Below are 18,030 nucleotides of genomic sequence, written 5' to 3'. Positions count from 1 at the left end.
ATGTATGTTGAGATAAGCGAATCTGATTTAGTGCCAACAACAAATGAGGAGGAAGCCACCTATGTTAAAATCGTAGACAAGCTTAGAAATGTTCCAGTCACTGTTGGGGGAATGTACGAGCTGAGGTTAAAAAGATACGACGATTGTGCTGCGATAGATGAGGAAACATACATAGAAGACGACAACGGAAATGAGAACCATTCATTCTGGATGTGCTGTAAAAAAGAATTTTACAAAATCAAGTAAAACACAAAAATAATTAAACAAATTTTGTATTATATAAAAACCAAGGAGTTATGAGAAATGAATAAACAAGCAGAATTCGGAAGTTACACTGCTCATCAACCAAACTATGAAGCGTTCAAAGAAAACGGAAAACTTGATGATTATGCATACCAGTCACTGGTTCACATGCAGAACGCCTCACACCATCTTTCTTGGGCGTTGACGGTTTTAGATCATGCCAATATTCCTGTCGAGCTTTTAGAAGAGATTCGGTTGGCTGTAATTAAAACATCTACTACATTTGGGGACTTGGAAGAAAAGTTGCGAGTTTATAAAAAATAATACTAAGGGAGAGACACAAAAATGAAAACTTGCGACCACATTAATTGCGACAAGCAAGCAATATATACGGGACATATCTATGGACGCGTAAGTGGCTCTGATAATAAAGACAGCTTCATTCCTGTAAATGCCTGTGATACTCATAGCGAAGATGATAGATTTTATCCTGATAAACCTTTGAGTGAAACTGAATAACAACACAGTACCGAGGAGGCGATAATAATTGGACATTGAAAAATTTACTGAATTGCTCGATGAGAAGATATTTGGAATTGCGAAAGAGTTACGTGATGAACACGGGTTATCAAATTTGATCATCAATCAAGATTCAACATACTCTACTGGTCAAATCACAGTCAGTTTGACAGAGAAGTAAAAATCTATTTGAAATTTGAATTTCATAAGGAATAGGAGAGATAGAATTGCGAGCAGATAATGAGTTTCTTATAGCAGTAGCAAACAAGTTGAATGAGATTGCTGAGAAAACAAATGACACAGAAACAGCATATGAGCTTGATGAATTTGTTCAGACAATTATTGACTCATTGCAGTGATTTAATAAAAGAAGAGTTTTACTAAGATAAGGAGGGACAAATATGTTGACTGAAATTAGCGAAAAGGGCGTAAGTTTTTATAAACCTAATATCCGACACAATGAAGAAAACAAACTTGTTCTGGACGGAATCTGCTGGGTAAAAGACGACCAATTAGATTGCTACAATTGGGAAGAAGAAGATATGTTATGGATATTAGACACAAAGCCTGCAAGCGATGACTATCTCCCTGTTGATCTGTATTTTTGTCACAATGTTAATCAGAATGCAACTGGCTGGGTAACGCAAGACCAAGTTAAATTCTCACTCGAATTGGCTGAGTAAACATTTTGGAAAACTTTTATTATGAATAGGAGGAAGACGAATGAATGAAGGCATTGTCAGGGTAGTCCCCAAAGAGCCGTTACTAGGAAAAGATATTGCTGAGAAACATGGGTATGAGGTTAATAATGCGCTTTGGTCACTCAAAGAGTCTCATCATACACATGGAGGAAGTCCAGTCATTGTAGGAGTAGTTACTGTTAATGGGTCGATGAAATCACGATCTATTCCAAGATACAAACTTATGTTCCCGGATGGATTTATTGATTATGCCAGGATCGATAATTTCGACACATTTTATACTCTTGTGCCTGAACTAAATTAATTAAACCAAAAGGAGAATACATAGATGCATATCACAAATAGCATAGAAGAGATTTATGTCATAGGAGTTCGAGATAAGGGATACTTGAATAACAAGGGACAACTTATCAATGATGTTTTCCAAGGTAGAATATACTTGGATAAAGAAGAAGTGATTAAAGTAGCCAAGCTTTACAGGAATACCCGTGAAAACAGTGATGGCACATACGTTAGAGCACTTCATGTTTCAAATGCTGGCGCAATTGAAATCTAAGTAAAAATATACTTTCATTGAAAAGGAGAATTTGAAATGATTATTACAAGCTTCTTGGTCATTTATGTACTAATTGCGATTCCATTTATTCCATGGTTGACTCACATTTCGATGACTAAGAGCAGCACGGAAAGCTGTGGATGGGCAAACTATCAACAATTCAAGGAGAACTGGAATAAGTATGAATGGACTCCATTAAGACATTATCCGAAGTTCTTTGAGAATGAAGAACATAAGTGTTATTTTCATGTAGGTATCATTAAATTTGAAAATAAAGGAATGAAGATTCGCGATCCAATTAGTTACTGGTTAGTAAAAAGATATGTTAGAAAACTACATAGATTGCCAAGTGTTAAGTGGTAACCGAAAAGGTGGTGAAAAAGTGATTAGAACGCATCTGGATTTCATCGAACGAATAGACATTGAACAAGATAGACTCCGAAGACAAAGAACATTACTTGAACAGGCAGCCAATAATCCTCAGTTGTTTTTTGAGAAAGCTTCTGAAGTTATCAGCAGAAAGGATTCACTTTTCAAAATCATGAGTGTTTACGAAGATGGGCAGAGAAAGATGGACACCCATGATCTTACAGAATACATAGGTAAGTTACTGGATTCATTTTTCAAACAAGAATTAAGCAACAAGAATGTAACTGTAAAAACTAGCTCATCGTCTTCAATGTATTGCGTAATGATGGACGATGCTCAACTTGTTCATTTTAATCCATATGAGAGGTTTTATGGACAACGAAGTTATCGTACTGTTAAACAGCTACAAGAAGACTATGACAATACGTTGACTCGACTTAATAATGAGACAAGTGAAGTAAATAGCAAACTTGAAGATATGAAAAAAGCAAAAGAAGCTACATACAAATGGATGATTCAGTACTACATGCAGAAGAATAAGAGCATTTCAAGAAAATTGTACCTTTGTGCGAAAGATACATTAATCTATACCTTCAGAATGAAACAAGTCAATGAAGGTATCGAGAAGAAAATTAAGAAATACGAGTGGCAACTAGAAGAACTCAAGAAAAGAAAAGATAACCACATAGAGTGTGGGACAGGGATTGAATTGTTAGAACTGAGGCTACAAGCCGCAGATGTTATATCAGATGTATTTAAGAAGTATGGATACAGACATGAAACAGAAAACTATAGACTCTACTAAAGGAGAAATTCACTTGAAAAATATAATTGCTAGTTTTGCTCTATTTGCTGGATTGGTTACGATGAACAATCTCGCTAAACCTGTACTTGAGTCATATTCATCACATGTCTTTGAATTGTCGGCAATGTATGGTGCAACCACATTTCTATTGTGGATGATTGCTTTCAAGTACATCAATAAAAGGTTTAAATGAAACTGCTCTTTCACAAGAACAAATAAGCTAGATCGACATGCTATCCAATTAACCTGAAACGGAGAGTGATTGATTTGAGAAAAGTAAATATCAAAATCATCAACAAACAGACAGGATTGGTAGACAAGTGGTTGACGAGTAGTTGGATGAATAATAGTGAGAATATTACATTGCCTGAAAAATTCAAAATAGTTATTCAATAAATTCGGACAAAGGAGTGATTTTGCCATAGCATGGAAACAAAAGCAACCTAAAATTCCGTTTGAACCATACGATAATACATATTCAAAGTTAGCCAAGATAAACGGAATTGAAAATATTGATGAGTTTCTTAATCCACTCTCTAATGTGGTACACAGTCCGTATCTACTAAAGAATATAGATAAATTGGTTGAACGGATTGTGAGAGCGATTAAGAACGGTGAGAAGATTGTAATTTTTGCTGACGTCGATTTTGACGGGATTTCTTCAGCAGTAATACTATATAAAATTTTGTTGAGGTTCACTGATAATGTTCAGATCAAATATGTTGAACGCAGCCAAGGACACGGTTCCAAGTTCGTCATTGAACAGATTGAAGATGATACAGATTTATACATAGCAGTAGACAGTAGCAGTAATGATATAGAACCCCTTAAGTTTCTGGTTGATAAAGGTATTGATTGTCTGGTTATCGATCATCACTCAATTGATATCGAAAATCCACACTGTATTCTAGTGAATCCACAACAAGAGGATTGCAAATACCCGAATAAAAATGCTTCAGGTGGACTGTTGGTTTATAAAGTGTGTCAAGTATTAGACGACTATATGGATACACGACATGCGCTTGAATTGAGCGACTTACCGGGATTCACTTTGATGGCAGACATGATGTCGATGATGGAAATGGAAAATAGATATTTTGCAAAAGTGTCACTGAAAGGGTTGCGACATGAAGGCTTGAAATTATTGTTCGAAGCAATGAACTCAGACTTAAAGAATCTCACATCAACAGACTTTCTGTATGGTGCAAGTCCAGCAGTCACAGCAGCAACGAGGGCAGACAATATTAAGTTGGCAATTGACTTTCTGATGTGTGACAAAGCTACACCAGAAACAAAAGGATATGTTAAAGAGTTAATCAAACTAAACGAACATCGTAAAGTAGTTCAAGCTGAAGCATTAGAGAGGCATAAAGACAGCATTAAAGATGAAGATAAAGTGGCTATCATCTACGATACAACCATCGGTAAGGGATTGAACGGACTAGTAGCGCAAGAACTATTAAAGAAATTTAGCAGACCCGCAATTGTAATAGGTGATGGTGAAGATGAGTATACATACGCTGGAAGCTTCCGTGGCTTAGATGATTTTTCAATGTTAGATTTACTGGATCAGTGTAATAGTACTGAACATACTGGAGGTCATCCCGGTGCTGGAGGATTAAGTCTAAAGAAAGAGAATCTGCAAAAACTAAAAGATGAGTTGAATAATCATTTGAAAGATTTTGTACCTGATAACACCTTATATTACGACTTAGAGTTTAGTGCTGACAGTGTTAATGAAAATCTAATCAACTATCTCACAGAGTTTTTTAGATACTCAGGCAACAACTTCAAGCCCGGAACATTCTTAATTAAAGACTTGTTCATCTCAGACAAGAAACTGATGGGTAAGACCAATAACACAGTAAAGATTGATTGTGGAGGTTTACAGTTGATGAAGTTTAAAACAGATGAAGAGTATTATGACCAAGTACCAGTATTTACCGAGGTTGAAGCTGTAGGTTCACTTAATATGAACGTTTGGACTCAGTATCGACCAAAGAAGAAAGTGATTAAGACATGCCAATTGTTCATTGAAGATTACAGAGAATTAATTAAACAATAAAATAATACATACACGAATGGAGAAATATACATATGAAATTTTACGGAATCGCAACTAACAACAATCAAAACGTGGTAATCGACAACCTTCCTACAGACTACCTTGGTGCTGTTAATGCAGCCAAACAACAAGCAGCTAAAAAAGGCTTCACGTTCCAATATGTTAAGCCAGCAGAAAATGGTCGGAAGGAAGGATCTGTGTTGACAAAGTTTAAGAAGCAACGTACTCAACGCAAGTCTAATAAACGGTAATACATATGAGCAACCAAAAGGTAAGAATCAAGGTTTCGGAACACGCAAGAGTAAGATGTGAACAAAGCAATGTTGGAGTGGGATATCTCATTAAGATGATATCCTCCATTCCAAATGTACAAGGCAAATTAAGATGGATGACTGAAAAAGGTGTAATTGTGATTGAGCGAGTAAATGAAGGGTTGATTCTAGTTCGTACATTCATCGCTCGATTCAAATATAAAGGCAAGAGATATCGCAAAGGATGTACAACTTTTTAATACATAGATAGGTGATCATATGGACAATGAAGCACAAGAATTTATTTTTGGCAGAGTCGTATTTAGTAGGCCAGTAGCATATGAAAGACCGGAATTTGTAGTCAGATATATAGAGCGACATAAAGAATATGACAGGATGAACAAATTTTATGATCTGAAGGATAGATTAATGGAAAGACGGATCAGGACAATTAAAAATCCTTGATATATAAGGCTTTCTTAATCCAGATATCTAGGTAAAAGAACTGTTTCATAAAGAAAGGGGTCAGAACATGATTGTCAGTAAACCTGTAAAAGTGGAAGTTGAAATTGAGGATTTAACAACGAACTGTACTTACAGATATAAAGGTAATTCTATGAAGGATTGTGTGGAATATTTTCAATCATTATTCATAGGGAGAAGACCTTATCAAGTAATACATGCCAAGGTACTGTGATATTTGATATAGGATAAAACTGGTAGTGCTGAGTTTAAATAAAATACAAGTTTGATGAAAAAAAGGAAGGATGATTATTTGAACAAAGAACTATTAGGTAGTATTGAGCTTAATAGAATTTACCAAATGGATTGTCTTGAAGGTATGGCTCTCTTACCTGAAAAGTCAATTGACATGATCCTTTGTGATTTGCCTTACGGTACTACACAGAACAAATGGGACTCCATTATCAATTTGGAACTCTTATGGGAACAATACTGCAGAATCATAAAAGACAACGGAGCTATTGTACTGACCGCACAAACACCATTTGATAAGATCCTTGGCTGCAGCAATTTAAAGATGCTCAAGTATGAATGGATTTGGGAGAAAACAACTGCTACTGGACATTTAAATGCCAAGAAAATGCCTATGAAGGCCCATGAAAATGTACTAGTGTTCTACAAGAATCTTCCTACATACAATCCTCAGAAAACAACAGGACATACTCCGGTACACTCCTACACTAAGCATCAAGAGGACGGAAGTAATTACGGCAAGACTAAAATTGGCATTAGTGGCGGTGGTAGCACTGAAAGATATCCAAGGAGCGTTCAGGTGTTTGCTACCGATAAGCAAAAAGAAGCTTTGCATCCCACACAAAAACCTGTAGCACTGTTTGAATACTTGATTAAAACCTATTCAAATGAGGGCGAAGTTGTTCTAGATAATTGCATGGGAAGCGGAACGACTGCAGTGGCAGCTTTAAAGAATAATAGAGCATTTATTGGATTTGAAACAGAAGAAAAATACATAGAAATAGCTAATAAGCGAATTGAAAGTTTATAAAATAGTGGTTTCACAGAGAAGGGAGATTGAGAGATGAACGAATTGGTCTTACAGATGAATAAAGCAATGAAATCCACAAAAGAGTCTGCGTTAATTTTTGGAGAAGCAATGAAAAGTATCTTGAAGAGATTAAATGAAGGAGGTAAGTAAATGTATCCTGAGTTGAGCTACCTCGATATTACGAAGAAACTTGAAGTTCTACGAACAAAGCAGCGACAAATCAATATTGAGATTGCCAATCTGGAAGAGATGAAGAGCCGTAAACTGTCTGAAGAGTTTATTAACTGGAACTTGTATCAAAGCAGAAAGAAAGATATATACGATCCTTATCCAACTGTTCGTTTCTAGAAAGGAGGCATACATATATGGATGCATTGATTGAGAAGATCAAAGAAGAGATTGAGATTACGCTTAACTATTATAAAGAGTCAGATCCCGTAGCATACGAAGGCGAAATTCTTGGCCTACAGGAAGCATTAGATATTATTCACGATCAGTTGGAGATTAACAAATTATACACTGGGGAGATTTGAAAATATGTTGATTATTGATTTGGAGAACGGAGAAGAATCGTTTACGGAAGTAGATGAAGCTGTAGAATTTTGCGAGAAAGAGTTTGGATATAAGGGTCTTATGTGGGATGCAGTTAAACGAAAGTGTAATCTAAATCAACTTTGTGAACTACTTCGTGCAGATGAGATTTGTGCTTGGATTCATCCATAGAGGAGGAAAAGAATGCCGTTCATTGGAGGACTCATTTTAATCTTCATCCTAGGCTTTGGCTTGTGGACGCTCATGTTCCCTGTGTTCAATAAAGTAGGAAGCAGAATCATTAACAAATACAATGAATTTAAACAAGAGGAGAATGCAAATGAAGAAACTAAAGACATTTAAAGTAGGGGCAATTGCAGTTGGATTGGTAATTATTCTGGGAGTAGCGCTATTGAGTTTCTTTGTAACAAGAATTCCCAATGGATATGTTGGTGTCGTATATTCACCAAATGGAGGAGTAAAGGATAGTACTCTCAGCCAAGGATGGAAATTGGTTGGAGCTTTTGACAAAGTAACAAAGTATCCTATTCGAATTCAAACCGTTGAATACAAAGATATTCAAATTGCTACGTCTGACGGTAAAAACATCACAATCGATTTTGCCTATAACTATCAAGTAGAGCCAAGCAAGGTATCATCTATTTTTAATACATTTGGGCCAATTGGTATTCAAGAAATTGAGGATACATATCTGAAAACACGTTTCCGTGACGCAGCTCGTAAAGGTATTTCTAAGTTTACTGTAATTGATGTTTATGGTGAGAAGTCATCTGAAGCAGGAGTAGATGTTCAACAACGTTTCGCTGATGACGTTAAAGAACTGGGCTTTATCGTATCAAACGTAACCGTAGGTGTTCCTCAACCAGATGCTAAGACTCAGGAAGCAATTGATAAGCGAGTCGAAGCTTCTCAGGAACTAGAGCGTAAGACTACTGAGCTAGAGATTGCCAAGAAAGAAGCAGACCGCAAACGAGTAGAAGCACAAGGTAATGCAGACAAACTCTTAATCGAGGCGGAGGGTCAAGCTAAAGCAAATAATGAGCTTCAGCAATCACTCTCTAATCAACTCGTTCAATACGAGACAATTAAGAAATGGGATGGAGCACTTCCATATGTAAGTGGTTCAAATACTCCAATGATTCAACTGCCAACAACCAAGACAGAAGGGGTAAAATAATAAGAGGGGAGTTTATCTCCCCAATTTACTCAAGCAATTTGAGAAGGAGTGTCCAATATGAAAGAATACGACGATCTCATTGAAGAACTGGGCAGTAAAGTTGAAAAAAGGGATAGGCTAACACAACAAATTGCACTAATGGCTGCGACTGTAGCTGAATTGGACATTGAGATTGATCAATTGAACATACAGATTGATGAGCTTGAAGAGTCAGAAGAAAATTAACTGAACACTTATAGAGCTTATGAAAGATATATTTGACGGAGAAAAGGAGAATTAAAGAATGAATGAAAACCCGGTAGATAGAAAAAATCAGACTGTTCCTAGCAAACCACCTAAAGAATTTAGAGCAGAATACAATGCTGTAAAGAACTACATACATAATGAATTAGGAATCACTAAAGATGATATTCTCCAAATCATAAAAGAAACCGTCCAAATAGAGATCAGCAAGATTAACAAGGTTGCTCATATTGAACGAACGATTGAAGATGTTGTTAAGCAAGAACTCTACGGTTCATTTAGAAGTGACCACTGGTCAAGAGATGCTTTTAAACAGCGAGTGTCTAAAGTTTTGACTGACAACTTGACTGATATTGTCGCAAGCCAACTATCTATCAGCGTTGAAGTTAACAAAGAAAGTTGATAAATGTGAGATTTTATAATGAAGGGAATTAATAAATGACAAAATATGCTGACTGGTACTATGTGAGAGAGGCTGAAAAAGTAGGTTTAGTTGCATCAATGGATGGGGTAGTTGAGCGAAATCGAACTGAGTTAAACAATAGACTTAGTGCCTACTTTAGAAATAAAATGCCCGGATATAATTCTTACTTTAATGAGGATCAATGTGATGATGTTTTGTATTCCATAAATGAATACATTAATGAAAATAAAATTGATAAATATGAAATTGATTTCCCAATCTCAGAAGGCAGTGACATCCATCTACTACAGATTACAGACAACTTGCAGTTGAAGATTCTTGTTGCTGATGAATATCATGGTGGTGGAGATTACAGTAAATATATTAACGTTGATAAATTTATAATTAATGAACAAACAACAGAACAAGATGTGGACATGCTGATTGAGTTTATCAATAAATATCTTAATATCTGTCGGTAAATATAGATTATCAATTAAAAGGAGGATAATTATCTGAAGTGTGTTAGTGCTCTAATATTGGCATGGGTCTTATCGCTGGTCGGATTTGATGAAATTTGCATAAGCGGTTTGGATGAGCTATTTGGAATTACAATTACTGTTGCAGGGTATTATGTTATTTTCTTTCTAGTCGGGGGTTTTTTCGATCTCAATCGAATTATGAATTCTCAATGAAAGGCGTATTTCATAGGAAAGGAGGCTTATAAATACTTGAGTAAAAAAGAATATACATATGATGATCCTCAAGAGCGCGGCTATAAAAAATTCGAGATCACTAAGAAACAGCATAATCATCTTTTCCCCAACAGGAAGAGAAAGTGGAATACAACATATGAGTACTTTTATAACGAGCACAGAGTAATGTTGCACCAGTTTTCAAGTAAAAAAGCAATTATAATGACCACATTATTGTTTCCAGTCCTCATTTTGTTTGCAGGTTTGAGTAATTTTAAAGAAGCGATTACTGAAATGAAGTGGCTCTACAATGAGAAAAAGTACGGTAAGTTTAGTAGCGATTGGATTAGTAAGGGGCAGTATCACAAGGGAGATAACGAGAAATATTTTGAAATAATTAGAGTTATTGAACAGGGTAAATGAGGAAATTGGGGAGGTTCTAACAATAAAAACGAACATATTCGTACCACAGAAAATTAAAGTAGGATTTCAGAATAGAGAAAATACATATACCAAAACGTTGGCTTACGTTACTTATTATGATGTAAAAGGAAAGGTTCGCAAAGAGACTTCATGGGAGAATTGGCGAGATAAGAAAATTGACCCTGTTGACCACGAGAATATCCCAACATCTGGATTTGTGTTGAATAAGAAAGTTGGAGATTATGTATCTGACTGGAACCATCGTCAAGCGTATGTGCGTGTATATGATCCAAGAGGTTTTGAGTTTGAAATTACAATTGAGAACTTGTTATACATACTAGAAAATGCCAACTCAATTAAAGGTAAGGGACTTGAGGGTGAATTCATTTACGGATGGGATGGTAAAGACCTTGTACTTTTACCCGTAGAATCTCCAGACTATAAAGAAATATCTAAGTATAATAATATCCTACATGAGAAAAGTTATATAAAATCTAAAGAATTAATTATTGGAGCAACTTATCGAACCAAGGATAATCGAGAGTTTGTATATATGGGTAGGTTTGAATATTGGGACACAAAATGGGTCAGCCCCGAAGATGTTCGCCAGAGTAGCTATACCGTGAACGTCAACAAGGGTAAACAATACATCTTTGCGAAAAAGACAATCAACTATCGCAAAAAAGAAGATTTATATCTATTGAATATAAAATCTCTAGGAGATCGAATCATTGAAGTTATCACAGAAGAGTGCACTGATGATTACGCAGAAATGTTCGATTTGTTAGAAAAAAGTAGTCATTACTCTCCTTACGATGAAAGTAAAGATGAATATATTATTTATGATAAAAACAGATTCATCGATAAGGTAAAAGAGAAAGAAGGTGCTTGGTTTTACGGCACATCTGTTTACATCGAGAACCATAAAGACGGTATGGCAGAAGTGAAAAGAGAGAATCGCGAAAGCGAGAACTATGTTATTGCAACTAAGACAAGAGTACCATCCAGATGGGGAAGCGGATATGAAACAAAAGAAAATATACTTTACAGAGGAACATTAGAAGAGATTTGGAATAAGTTTCAAGCAAGATACAGGAACAAATATCTCACAAATGGAAAACTACACGAAAACGGAGATGAAAATTAATGGCAAATTTAAATGATTCCAAGATTCTTGAATTGAAAAAGCAGATTGAAGAAAAGAAGAAATCAGTAAGTAAATCTAAAAAGTTTACTCCTGTAACTAATTGTTCTATTGAGTTAGATGGAGTGAGAATTAACATTCAAACTTTGACTAAAGAACAACTCATCTCTTTACTAGTTAAACTTAACTCGTATGCTGCTTCAGCTATTGAATTGGAACTTTTAGATCAATACATTATCAGTGGATACAATATTGCTGATTGGATCGGAGATTTAAAATCTAAACTCGATTTCATTAATAGTAAAGATGAAGAACAAAAACTTAAACTTATGGAGTCGAAGCTTGATAAACTTTTGTCTGATGATAAGAAAGTAGAACTTGAACTTAATGAGATTGCTGAGATGTTGAACAGCTAAGGAGAGGTGTATATGGATATTGTTGAAGTACTAAGAAATAAGATTGATGTACTACAAGAGTATATCGATGACATCAATAAGGACATTGAAGAAGATTACAACCCTGAGGAATGGGCAGGTGGGAACTTCGATGATTGCTATGAGATGGGATGTAGTCATGGAAGGAGATTTGGACGAATGACTGCTTATCATGAGATTTTAGCTTTGCTTGAGTCAGAAAAGTATTGATACATAAGGGTTTTTAGAAGTGAAAATGTTCATGAAAGTCAAATTTTATCAAAACAATTAAAGGAGAAATATAAATGATTAAATGCGTTGAACTAGGTACAGGAAACTTAATTGGTGAAGTTGAGAGTATTCCAAATGGGAACTTTGAACACATCTATAACGATTTTACCTATAGGTTTAGACACATGATTGTGGGTGAAGTAGCTTTCTTTACAAAAAATAGATACAACGTTACTATTGAAAACAACTTTTCTTACCATTCCCCAAAAGAAGGACAACCTCAGAAGTATGAGCAGATTCGCAATGCAGCAAAGGAACTGGCATATATGCTAGAAGAATCAGTCCCATATAGTCGTGAGAAATCCTTGGCAATGACAAATCTTGAACAGGCTGTATTCTGGGCTAATGCTGGAATTGCTCGTAACGAGTAGGAGGGACTGTATGAGACTCTTTGACGAAGAAACTTACGAATATCTTCTTCTTGAAATGATGAACGCCGAAGATGTTGCTTTGAATGGAGAAGAGGCAGATACAATCGTGACACAACATGAGGAATTGCCTTCTCCAGATATCATTGCCGAACAAGTAAGGCTCGCAGGATTTGACACATTTGAAGTCACCCATGTTAAAGAAACAGTTAAACGATATCAACTATAGGAGAAAATATGAACCTATTAAAAGCAGCAGAATTGATAGATAAGTATTCAAACTGTAAGGTATGTGGAAATGATAAGGTTGGGAACGGGGAAGGTGTATTAAATATAGATGACAATACATTCTTTCGTTCATGTAAGTGTGGATGGAAAATTGAAATAGATACTGATAAGTAAATGAAGTGTACCTTTCACAAAGAATTAAACCATTAGAATATTAGAGGAGATGGGAATTATAGCTACATACGGACAGCAAGCATGGGGATCTGTAGATATCCATAATCAAGTTACAATCACAGCAAGCAACAATACATTTACATTTAGTGTAGACGGTACTCCATATACAATTACTCTGTCGAACGGAACATACAATACCATTAGAGAAAAGCACGAATCAGAATTGGTTCAGGCAATTACAACAGCAGCTTCTTCATTAAGCATTCCGGTTGTATTTAGATTGGGCGGTATGCACTACGATCAAAAGTACAATGTACTAATTGTTGAACACATAGACAAAGTGAGTGAGCACGTATTGGATAACTTTACCGGAAGCGCAAACGATACTTTGTTTGGTATTATTAAATTCAACCTACCGCCTAGGGATTGAATAAACAAATAAACATCTTTAAAAGACAAAGATAATACTTTACAAAACGTGATTATCAACTTATACTAAGAGAGTAAACAACAACAAAGAAGAGGTGTTGAAGATGAATAGAAATACTCGGCTTCAAAAATCACTAGATATGTTAAACAAGAGCTTGGATGCTTTGAATATGGCTATTGATCGACAACATCTCAGCAGTAGTAAGATGGAAACAAGCGTTAAAGAATACTTTCAAGTTAAAACTTATCTCGAAATGAAAAGAGAAAAAGAGAGCAGTAAGGAGTGGAGAAGTAATTCAACTAAACGAAGCAACACTTAGCTTATCCAGAGTGCTGATTGAATGTTTTAAAGATGACATTGGCACAGATAATGAACCCTTGTTGCATGAAGATGCTTATGTTAGCAAAACAATGAAAAAGAAAATAGGAAAAAAGCAATTCGATGAGTTTGATAAGTATGGTGAAGAGGTGTGGAGTAATGCTTGGAATGAGTTTAGTCGAGTAGTATTCCACACCAGAGACAGTTAAATAAAATGCATAGAAGGTGAAAAAATGTATTCTAAATATGGATGGCGAATTGAGAAGCATTGTTACGACAGAGGAACCCTTCTTATTGGTATGAACTTCAACGCCAACGATGAATGGGGCGATAATGAAAGAGAGTCATATGTCAATATATATCTTGGTAGATACAGTTTAACTATTGGTAAATTTCATTATAGAATTGATTGAGTTCTGGGACGATTAATTCAAGGAGGTGATGATAGTGCAGTATAATGTATATTTGCAACACGACTTTGGAGAGCAGTATGAAGATTTAGAATTTTGCGTGAATGTAGACGAGGAAGATTGTTATGAAATGGCAGGAGATAGTCCAGTTACAACTCATGTGATGAAACAGGTTGCAGTTGAATACGCAATGACTAGATTCTTTAAACAAAATCATGTTTTGAACATTGGAGACAGAATTATTGTAGTAGAAGTTGAAGAGATGTACACATAAATAATACATATGATTTAATGAAATAATTCTTTTACAAAGATATAAACATTTGAAAGTGAGGATTTTAATGCCCCGATTAGTAAACAAACCGAATAACAGACAACTAGCTTTTGATGAGAATAGAATTAAGACGTATGCAGACAGAGTAATGAGTGGATTTGACTTAGACAAGGAGAAGTTAGTCAAAGGTGTTAATAGTAAACTAAGACGTGATGAGGTAACAGCAGAAGAGATCAGTGAAGCATTCTCGATGACAGCTCTAGACTTGATTACAAAAGAAGAACCGAACTGGAAGTTTGTTGCTGCAAGAGGGCTACTGACAAAGCTCTATAAAAAGGCCGCAAACAATCGAAAATATAAATCATATGTTGATGAGCCATACGGTTCATTTTATCCTCTGATTCAAACGCTTGTTGAAAAAGGAATCTTCAGAGAAGAACTTCTCACCTGTTATACAAAGGAACAGATTGAAGAGCTGGGAGAGTACATTAATCCAGAATATGATCTACTATTCGATTATATTGGATTACTCACCCTTACAGAGCGTTATTTAACACATGACTTTGATGGGAAGCTAATGGAGTTGCCACAACAAAGATATATGGTTATTGCGATGTATCTAATGCATCAAGAACCTGAAGATAAGCGTATGGATCTAGTCAAAGAATCCTACTGGGCAATGAGTAACCTGTATATGACTGCTGCTACACCAACAATGTCCAATGCAGGTAAAAAAGTTGCTGGTCAATTGTCTAGCTGCTTCATTGACACTGTAGATGACTCGTTGGAAGGCATTTTTGATTCAAATACTGATGTAGCACGACTAAGTAAAACAGGTGGAGGAATTGGAGTCTATCTTGGCAAGGTTAGAGCAAGAGGCTCTGATATTCGAGGACACAAAAATACAAGCTCGGGTGTAGTACCTTGGATTCGTCAATTGAACAATACGGCGGTTAGTGTAGATCAGCTCGGTACACGCAAAGGTGCGATTGCGGTGTATTTGGATGTATTTCATCGTGACATTCTAGCTTTTCTTGATCTGAAACTCAATAATGGCGATGAACGAATGAGAGCACACGATATCTTCCATGGCGTCTGTCTTCCCGACTTGTTCATGGAAAGGGTAGGGAGTCGAGGAGAATGGAGTTTGTTCTGTCCACATGAAGTAAAGTCTATTATGGGATGGAAAGATAGCAATGGACGATCACTTGGATTGGAAGACTTCTATGACGAGGAATTAGGCAAAGGAACCTTCAGAGAAAAATATGAAGAAGCAGTAAACCATCCTCTACTACAGAGAATCACTGTTCAGGCGATTGACATCATGAAGCGTGTACTTAAATCTCAATTAGAGACCGGAACACCGTATATGTTCTATCGTGATACAGTGAATCGCGCAAACACTAACGGTGTACATGGAATGATATTTTCCTCGAATCTTTGTACAGAGATTATGCAAAATCAATCTCCTACTGTAGTTGAAAAAGAAGAGTTGGTAACCAAAGACGGTCAAACGCGTATCATTATCTCTAAAATTCCCGGCGACTTTGTGGTATGTAATCTTAACTCCATTAACTTGTCTAAAGCAGTGCTAGATAATGTTCTTGAGCGGCTTGTCCCAATTCAAACTCGTATGCTAGATAATGTTATCGACATCAACAATATTGATGTACTGCAAGCACAATACACGAATGCACAGTATAGAGCTGTTGGATTAGGAACATTCGGACTGCATCATCTGCTTGCTCTCGAAGGTATTAGTTGGGAGTCTGAAGAAGCCGTAACGTATAACGATAACTTATATGAAAAGATTAATTATCTACTTGTAAAAGCCAGCATGGAACTGTCCAAAGAAAAAGGACACTATCCTAAATTTAAAGGTTCTGACTGGGACACAGGAGAGTACTTTGCTAAGCGAGACTATGTGTCGGGTGATCGTGAAGGGCAATATGTAACTACTGATCAGTGGAAAGAACTGCAAGCCGAAGTACAGCAAAACGGTATCCGTAATGCTTGGCTGTTCGCCATTGCCCCAAATGGATCTACATCAATCATTGCTGGCTCAACCGCATCGATTGATCCACTATATGAATTAATTTCATATGAAGAAAAGACCACATATAAGATTGCTAATCCCGCTCCCGATCTGTCCGAAAAAACAAGCCCTTATTACCAAACGGCGTTCATGGTGGATCAACATGCTTCCGTTAATATGGCGGCTGCCCGTCAGCGTCATGTAGATCAGGGACAAAGCTTCAACTTCTACGTTCGACCGGACATCAAAGCAACTGATTTCTTAGAACTTCATCTTCATGCATGGAGAGTTGGCATGAAAACTACTTATTATGTTAGAAGTAGAGCTTTAACAGTTTAAGGCTACGAGTCATGCGCTAGTTAAATATAAGGAGAATACGTAATTGAAAATTCAGAAAATCTTCAACACGGAAGCACCAAATAAATCTACACGTATTATCGAGGGGGAAAATTCGGGTATCCTTAACTGGAACGATATCCGAATGCCTCACATGTATAAACTATACAAAGTTTTGTTACTTAATCATTGGATTGCAGATGAGATTCCAATGTCCAAGGATGCTTCGCAGTTCGCTCAACTTAGCAAAGTAGAACAAGACACATTCAAAATCAACATCTCTCTGCTTGCAGTATTGGACTCAATGCAGACGATGTTTGTAGGTGATGTTAAAAGGTATTTTACAGATTCATCGTTGGAAGCAATCTCAGCAATCATTGGACAGCAAGAAGTTGTACATAATCAGTCTTATTCCTATGTGCTTTCTTCAATTGTATCTGATCAAGAACAGAAAGAAATCTTTGAGTATTGGAAACATGATCCTGTATTACTAGAACGAAACCAATTCATTTCAGATATCTATCAGGAATTCCGTGACAACCCCAATCCACAAACGTTCTTTAAGTCAATGGTTGCTGATTTAATTCTTGAAGGCATCTTCTTCTATAGCACATTCGCCTTCTTCTACAATCTAGCTCGTGACCAGAAGATGATGGCAACAAGTCAGATGGTCTCGTATATTCAAAGAGATGAGAATCAGCATTGTTATTTCTTTGCGGAAGTGTACAAGCAATTGTTAGCAGACTTCCCTGAACTGGACACACCTGAGAACATTGAGTATGTCTATGATACGATTGATCAAGCAGTTAAACTTGAAACAAATTGGGGTCACTATACTCTCAAAAACATTCAAAGTATTGATCTGGATGAGTTGAGCGATTATATCAAATATACAGCAAATAAACGTCTGAAGTTAATGGGCATGGAGAAGTTATATGAAGGTGTAGATGTGAATTGTATGCCATGGATCAAGCCATTTTCAGATGAAGCTTTAAACTCAACAAAAACTGATTTCTTTGAAGCAAAATCTCGCAACTATGGTAAAGTTGGCGATGATAACGGATTCGATGATTTGTAAAAGG

Annotated in this window: 33 protein-coding genes; 32 read left to right on the top strand and 1 reads right to left on the bottom strand. The window is 36.2% G+C overall.

What is annotated here, in order from left to right:
• The 9 genes from DFQ00_RS04460 (at position 1) to DFQ00_RS04430 (ending at position 3,193) form a co-directional block, all read left to right on the top strand.
• Entirely contained in the window at positions 1–246 is a 246-nt protein-coding gene (locus DFQ00_RS04460; protein ID WP_110894564.1) for a hypothetical protein, read from the top strand.
• A 57-nt stretch (positions 247–303) separates the two neighbouring features.
• Positions 304–567, top strand: a complete 264-nt coding sequence (locus DFQ00_RS04455; RefSeq protein ID WP_110894562.1) for a hypothetical protein — start codon at positions 304–306, stop codon at positions 565–567.
• A gap of 223 nt (positions 568–790) precedes the next feature.
• Positions 791–943, top strand: coding sequence for a hypothetical protein (locus DFQ00_RS29010; RefSeq protein WP_167433597.1), 153 nt, complete (start codon positions 791–793; stop codon positions 941–943).
• Positions 944–989: 46 nt separating this feature from the next.
• Positions 990–1,121, top strand: coding sequence for a hypothetical protein (locus DFQ00_RS30080; protein WP_279630387.1), 132 nt, complete (start codon positions 990–992; stop codon positions 1,119–1,121).
• Positions 1,122–1,163: 42 nt separating this feature from the next.
• A complete protein-coding gene (locus tag DFQ00_RS04450) occupies positions 1,164–1,445 on the top strand; it encodes a hypothetical protein (RefSeq protein WP_110894560.1) in 282 nt (93 codons plus the stop codon).
• Between the two features lie 40 nt (positions 1,446–1,485).
• Positions 1,486–1,767, top strand: a complete 282-nt coding sequence (locus tag DFQ00_RS04445) for a hypothetical protein (RefSeq protein WP_110894558.1) — start codon at positions 1,486–1,488, stop codon at positions 1,765–1,767.
• Positions 1,768–1,791: 24 nt separating this feature from the next.
• Positions 1,792–2,019: a hypothetical protein gene (locus DFQ00_RS04440; RefSeq protein ID WP_110894556.1), complete on the top strand. Its 228-nt coding sequence runs from the start codon at positions 1,792–1,794 to the stop codon at positions 2,017–2,019.
• 36 nt (positions 2,020–2,055) lie between these two features.
• Positions 2,056–2,382, top strand: coding sequence for a hypothetical protein (locus DFQ00_RS04435; RefSeq protein ID WP_110894554.1), 327 nt, complete (start codon positions 2,056–2,058; stop codon positions 2,380–2,382).
• On the top strand, positions 2,342–3,193 hold the full coding sequence (locus DFQ00_RS04430) for a hypothetical protein (protein ID WP_174812111.1): 852 nt from the start codon (positions 2,342–2,344) through the stop codon (positions 3,191–3,193). The genes DFQ00_RS04435 and DFQ00_RS04430 overlap by 41 nt, the downstream gene beginning before the upstream one ends.
• Before the next feature lie 9 nt (positions 3,194–3,202).
• Here the strand turns inward: DFQ00_RS04430 and DFQ00_RS29420 are convergent, their stop codons facing one another.
• A complete protein-coding gene (locus DFQ00_RS29420) occupies positions 3,203–3,685 on the bottom strand; it encodes a hypothetical protein (protein ID WP_146236102.1) in 483 nt (160 codons plus the stop codon).
• Between the two features lie 103 nt (positions 3,686–3,788).
• Between DFQ00_RS29420 and DFQ00_RS04420 the strand changes: the two genes are divergently transcribed.
• The 23 genes from DFQ00_RS04420 to DFQ00_RS04315 all read left to right on the top strand — a co-directional run bounded on the left by DFQ00_RS04420 (position 3,789) and on the right by DFQ00_RS04315 (position 18,026).
• Complete coding sequence (locus tag DFQ00_RS04420; RefSeq protein WP_146236101.1) at positions 3,789–5,258, top strand: DHH family phosphoesterase; 1,470 nt, start codon at positions 3,789–3,791, stop codon at positions 5,256–5,258.
• Between the two features lie 32 nt (positions 5,259–5,290).
• Positions 5,291–5,509, top strand: coding sequence for a hypothetical protein (locus tag DFQ00_RS04415; protein WP_110894549.1), 219 nt, complete (start codon positions 5,291–5,293; stop codon positions 5,507–5,509).
• Positions 5,510–6,284: 775 nt separating this feature from the next.
• On the top strand, positions 6,285–7,034 hold the full coding sequence (locus DFQ00_RS04405; protein ID WP_244213689.1) for a DNA-methyltransferase: 750 nt from the start codon (positions 6,285–6,287) through the stop codon (positions 7,032–7,034).
• 150 nt (positions 7,035–7,184) lie between these two features.
• Positions 7,185–7,382, top strand: coding sequence for a hypothetical protein (locus DFQ00_RS04400; RefSeq protein WP_110894545.1), 198 nt, complete (start codon positions 7,185–7,187; stop codon positions 7,380–7,382).
• A 17-nt stretch (positions 7,383–7,399) separates the two neighbouring features.
• Entirely contained in the window at positions 7,400–7,567 is a 168-nt protein-coding gene (locus tag DFQ00_RS29005) for a hypothetical protein (RefSeq protein WP_167433596.1), read from the top strand.
• A 4-nt stretch (positions 7,568–7,571) separates the two neighbouring features.
• A complete protein-coding gene (locus DFQ00_RS04395) occupies positions 7,572–7,757 on the top strand; it encodes a hypothetical protein (protein WP_110894543.1) in 186 nt (61 codons plus the stop codon).
• Positions 7,758–7,878: 121 nt separating this feature from the next.
• Positions 7,879–8,763: a prohibitin family protein gene (locus tag DFQ00_RS04390; protein WP_167433595.1), complete on the top strand. Its 885-nt coding sequence runs from the start codon at positions 7,879–7,881 to the stop codon at positions 8,761–8,763.
• A 57-nt stretch (positions 8,764–8,820) separates the two neighbouring features.
• Complete coding sequence (locus DFQ00_RS29000; protein WP_167433594.1) at positions 8,821–8,988, top strand: hypothetical protein; 168 nt, start codon at positions 8,821–8,823, stop codon at positions 8,986–8,988.
• A 58-nt stretch (positions 8,989–9,046) separates the two neighbouring features.
• Positions 9,047–9,409: a hypothetical protein gene (locus tag DFQ00_RS04385; RefSeq protein WP_110894539.1), complete on the top strand. Its 363-nt coding sequence runs from the start codon at positions 9,047–9,049 to the stop codon at positions 9,407–9,409.
• A gap of 35 nt (positions 9,410–9,444) precedes the next feature.
• The gene (locus DFQ00_RS04380) at positions 9,445–9,891 is read left to right on the top strand and encodes a hypothetical protein (RefSeq protein ID WP_110894537.1); all 447 of its coding nucleotides are present in this window, start codon (positions 9,445–9,447) and stop codon (positions 9,889–9,891) included.
• A gap of 249 nt (positions 9,892–10,140) precedes the next feature.
• On the top strand, positions 10,141–10,527 hold the full coding sequence (locus DFQ00_RS04375) for a hypothetical protein (RefSeq protein ID WP_110894535.1): 387 nt from the start codon (positions 10,141–10,143) through the stop codon (positions 10,525–10,527).
• Positions 10,511–11,674 carry a hypothetical protein gene (locus tag DFQ00_RS04370; RefSeq protein ID WP_244213688.1) on the top strand — a complete coding sequence of 388 codons (1,164 nt, stop codon included), beginning with the start codon at positions 10,511–10,513 and terminating at the stop codon, positions 11,672–11,674. Before DFQ00_RS04375 ends, DFQ00_RS04370 begins: the two co-directional genes overlap by 17 nt.
• The gene (locus tag DFQ00_RS04365) at positions 11,674–12,087 is read left to right on the top strand and encodes a hypothetical protein (protein WP_110894533.1); all 414 of its coding nucleotides are present in this window, start codon (positions 11,674–11,676) and stop codon (positions 12,085–12,087) included. Before DFQ00_RS04370 ends, DFQ00_RS04365 begins: the two co-directional genes overlap by 1 nt.
• A gap of 12 nt (positions 12,088–12,099) precedes the next feature.
• Positions 12,100–12,315 carry a hypothetical protein gene (locus tag DFQ00_RS04360; protein WP_110894532.1) on the top strand — a complete coding sequence of 72 codons (216 nt, stop codon included), beginning with the start codon at positions 12,100–12,102 and terminating at the stop codon, positions 12,313–12,315.
• A 74-nt stretch (positions 12,316–12,389) separates the two neighbouring features.
• On the top strand, positions 12,390–12,746 hold the full coding sequence (locus DFQ00_RS04355; protein ID WP_244213687.1) for an Acb2/Tad1 domain-containing protein: 357 nt from the start codon (positions 12,390–12,392) through the stop codon (positions 12,744–12,746).
• A 10-nt stretch (positions 12,747–12,756) separates the two neighbouring features.
• Positions 12,757–12,972, top strand: a complete 216-nt coding sequence (locus DFQ00_RS04350; protein ID WP_110894530.1) for a hypothetical protein — start codon at positions 12,757–12,759, stop codon at positions 12,970–12,972.
• Between the two features lie 8 nt (positions 12,973–12,980).
• Positions 12,981–13,145: a DUF3797 domain-containing protein gene (locus DFQ00_RS04345; protein ID WP_110894528.1), complete on the top strand. Its 165-nt coding sequence runs from the start codon at positions 12,981–12,983 to the stop codon at positions 13,143–13,145.
• Positions 13,146–13,194: 49 nt separating this feature from the next.
• Entirely contained in the window at positions 13,195–13,575 is a 381-nt protein-coding gene (locus DFQ00_RS04340) for a hypothetical protein (RefSeq protein ID WP_110894526.1), read from the top strand.
• Between the two features lie 103 nt (positions 13,576–13,678).
• Positions 13,679–13,894 carry a hypothetical protein gene (locus tag DFQ00_RS04335; RefSeq protein ID WP_110894524.1) on the top strand — a complete coding sequence of 72 codons (216 nt, stop codon included), beginning with the start codon at positions 13,679–13,681 and terminating at the stop codon, positions 13,892–13,894.
• 10 nt (positions 13,895–13,904) lie between these two features.
• Positions 13,905–14,102 (top strand): hypothetical protein, encoded by a 198-nt coding sequence (locus DFQ00_RS29415; RefSeq protein ID WP_174812109.1) that lies wholly within the window; start codon positions 13,905–13,907, stop codon positions 14,100–14,102.
• 238 nt (positions 14,103–14,340) lie between these two features.
• Positions 14,341–14,577 carry a hypothetical protein gene (locus tag DFQ00_RS04325; protein WP_110894520.1) on the top strand — a complete coding sequence of 79 codons (237 nt, stop codon included), beginning with the start codon at positions 14,341–14,343 and terminating at the stop codon, positions 14,575–14,577.
• A gap of 67 nt (positions 14,578–14,644) precedes the next feature.
• On the top strand, positions 14,645–16,951 hold the full coding sequence (locus DFQ00_RS04320; protein WP_110894518.1) for a ribonucleoside-diphosphate reductase subunit alpha: 2,307 nt from the start codon (positions 14,645–14,647) through the stop codon (positions 16,949–16,951).
• Between the two features lie 43 nt (positions 16,952–16,994).
• A complete protein-coding gene (locus DFQ00_RS04315; RefSeq protein ID WP_110894516.1) occupies positions 16,995–18,026 on the top strand; it encodes a ribonucleotide-diphosphate reductase subunit beta in 1,032 nt (343 codons plus the stop codon).
• The last annotated feature ends 4 nt before the right edge of the window (positions 18,027–18,030 follow it).

Origin of the sequence: Paenibacillus barcinonensis (assembly GCF_003217495.1) — a bacterium.
GTDB classification, from domain to species: Bacteria; Bacillota; Bacilli; order Paenibacillales; family Paenibacillaceae; genus Paenibacillus; species Paenibacillus barcinonensis.
This window is presented reverse-complemented; position numbering and strand designations above follow the sequence as displayed.

Bases quoted from the DNA above. Each gene is read 5' to 3' on its own strand.
- DFQ00_RS04380 (WP_110894537.1), top strand. From the start codon at position 9,445: ATGACAAAATATGCTGACTGGTACTATGTGAGAGAGGCTGAAAAAGTA.
- DFQ00_RS04350 (WP_110894530.1), top strand. From the start codon at position 12,757: ATGAGACTCTTTGACGAAGAAACTTACGAATATCTTCTTCTTGAAATG.
- DFQ00_RS04395 (WP_110894543.1), top strand. From the start codon at position 7,572: ATGTTGATTATTGATTTGGAGAACGGAGAAGAATCGTTTACGGAAGTA.
- DFQ00_RS04435 (WP_110894554.1), top strand. From the start codon at position 2,056: ATGATTATTACAAGCTTCTTGGTCATTTATGTACTAATTGCGATTCCA.
- DFQ00_RS04400 (WP_110894545.1), top strand. From the start codon at position 7,185: ATGTATCCTGAGTTGAGCTACCTCGATATTACGAAGAAACTTGAAGTT.
- DFQ00_RS04455 (WP_110894562.1), top strand. From the start codon at position 304: ATGAATAAACAAGCAGAATTCGGAAGTTACACTGCTCATCAACCAAAC.
- DFQ00_RS04430 (WP_174812111.1), top strand. From the start codon at position 2,342: ATGTTAGAAAACTACATAGATTGCCAAGTGTTAAGTGGTAACCGAAAA.
- DFQ00_RS04440 (WP_110894556.1), top strand. From the start codon at position 1,792: ATGCATATCACAAATAGCATAGAAGAGATTTATGTCATAGGAGTTCGA.
- DFQ00_RS29000 (WP_167433594.1), top strand. From the start codon at position 8,821: ATGAAAGAATACGACGATCTCATTGAAGAACTGGGCAGTAAAGTTGAA.
- DFQ00_RS04345 (WP_110894528.1), top strand. From the start codon at position 12,981: ATGAACCTATTAAAAGCAGCAGAATTGATAGATAAGTATTCAAACTGT.
- DFQ00_RS29005 (WP_167433596.1), top strand. From the start codon at position 7,400: ATGGATGCATTGATTGAGAAGATCAAAGAAGAGATTGAGATTACGCTT.
- DFQ00_RS04355 (WP_244213687.1), top strand. From the start codon at position 12,390: ATGATTAAATGCGTTGAACTAGGTACAGGAAACTTAATTGGTGAAGTT.
- DFQ00_RS04335 (WP_110894524.1), top strand. From the start codon at position 13,679: ATGAATAGAAATACTCGGCTTCAAAAATCACTAGATATGTTAAACAAG.
- DFQ00_RS04360 (WP_110894532.1), top strand. From the start codon at position 12,100: ATGGATATTGTTGAAGTACTAAGAAATAAGATTGATGTACTACAAGAG.
- DFQ00_RS04460 (WP_110894564.1), top strand. From the start codon at position 1: ATGTATGTTGAGATAAGCGAATCTGATTTAGTGCCAACAACAAATGAG.
- DFQ00_RS04415 (WP_110894549.1), top strand. From the start codon at position 5,291: ATGAAATTTTACGGAATCGCAACTAACAACAATCAAAACGTGGTAATC.
- DFQ00_RS04445 (WP_110894558.1), top strand. From the start codon at position 1,486: ATGAATGAAGGCATTGTCAGGGTAGTCCCCAAAGAGCCGTTACTAGGA.
- DFQ00_RS04365 (WP_110894533.1), top strand. From the start codon at position 11,674: ATGGCAAATTTAAATGATTCCAAGATTCTTGAATTGAAAAAGCAGATT.
- DFQ00_RS04450 (WP_110894560.1), top strand. From the start codon at position 1,164: ATGTTGACTGAAATTAGCGAAAAGGGCGTAAGTTTTTATAAACCTAAT.
- DFQ00_RS04340 (WP_110894526.1), top strand. From the start codon at position 13,195: ATGGGAATTATAGCTACATACGGACAGCAAGCATGGGGATCTGTAGAT.
- DFQ00_RS04320 (WP_110894518.1), top strand. From the start codon at position 14,645: ATGCCCCGATTAGTAAACAAACCGAATAACAGACAACTAGCTTTTGAT.
- DFQ00_RS04390 (WP_167433595.1), top strand. From the start codon at position 7,879: ATGAATTTAAACAAGAGGAGAATGCAAATGAAGAAACTAAAGACATTT.
- DFQ00_RS04385 (WP_110894539.1), top strand. From the start codon at position 9,047: ATGAATGAAAACCCGGTAGATAGAAAAAATCAGACTGTTCCTAGCAAA.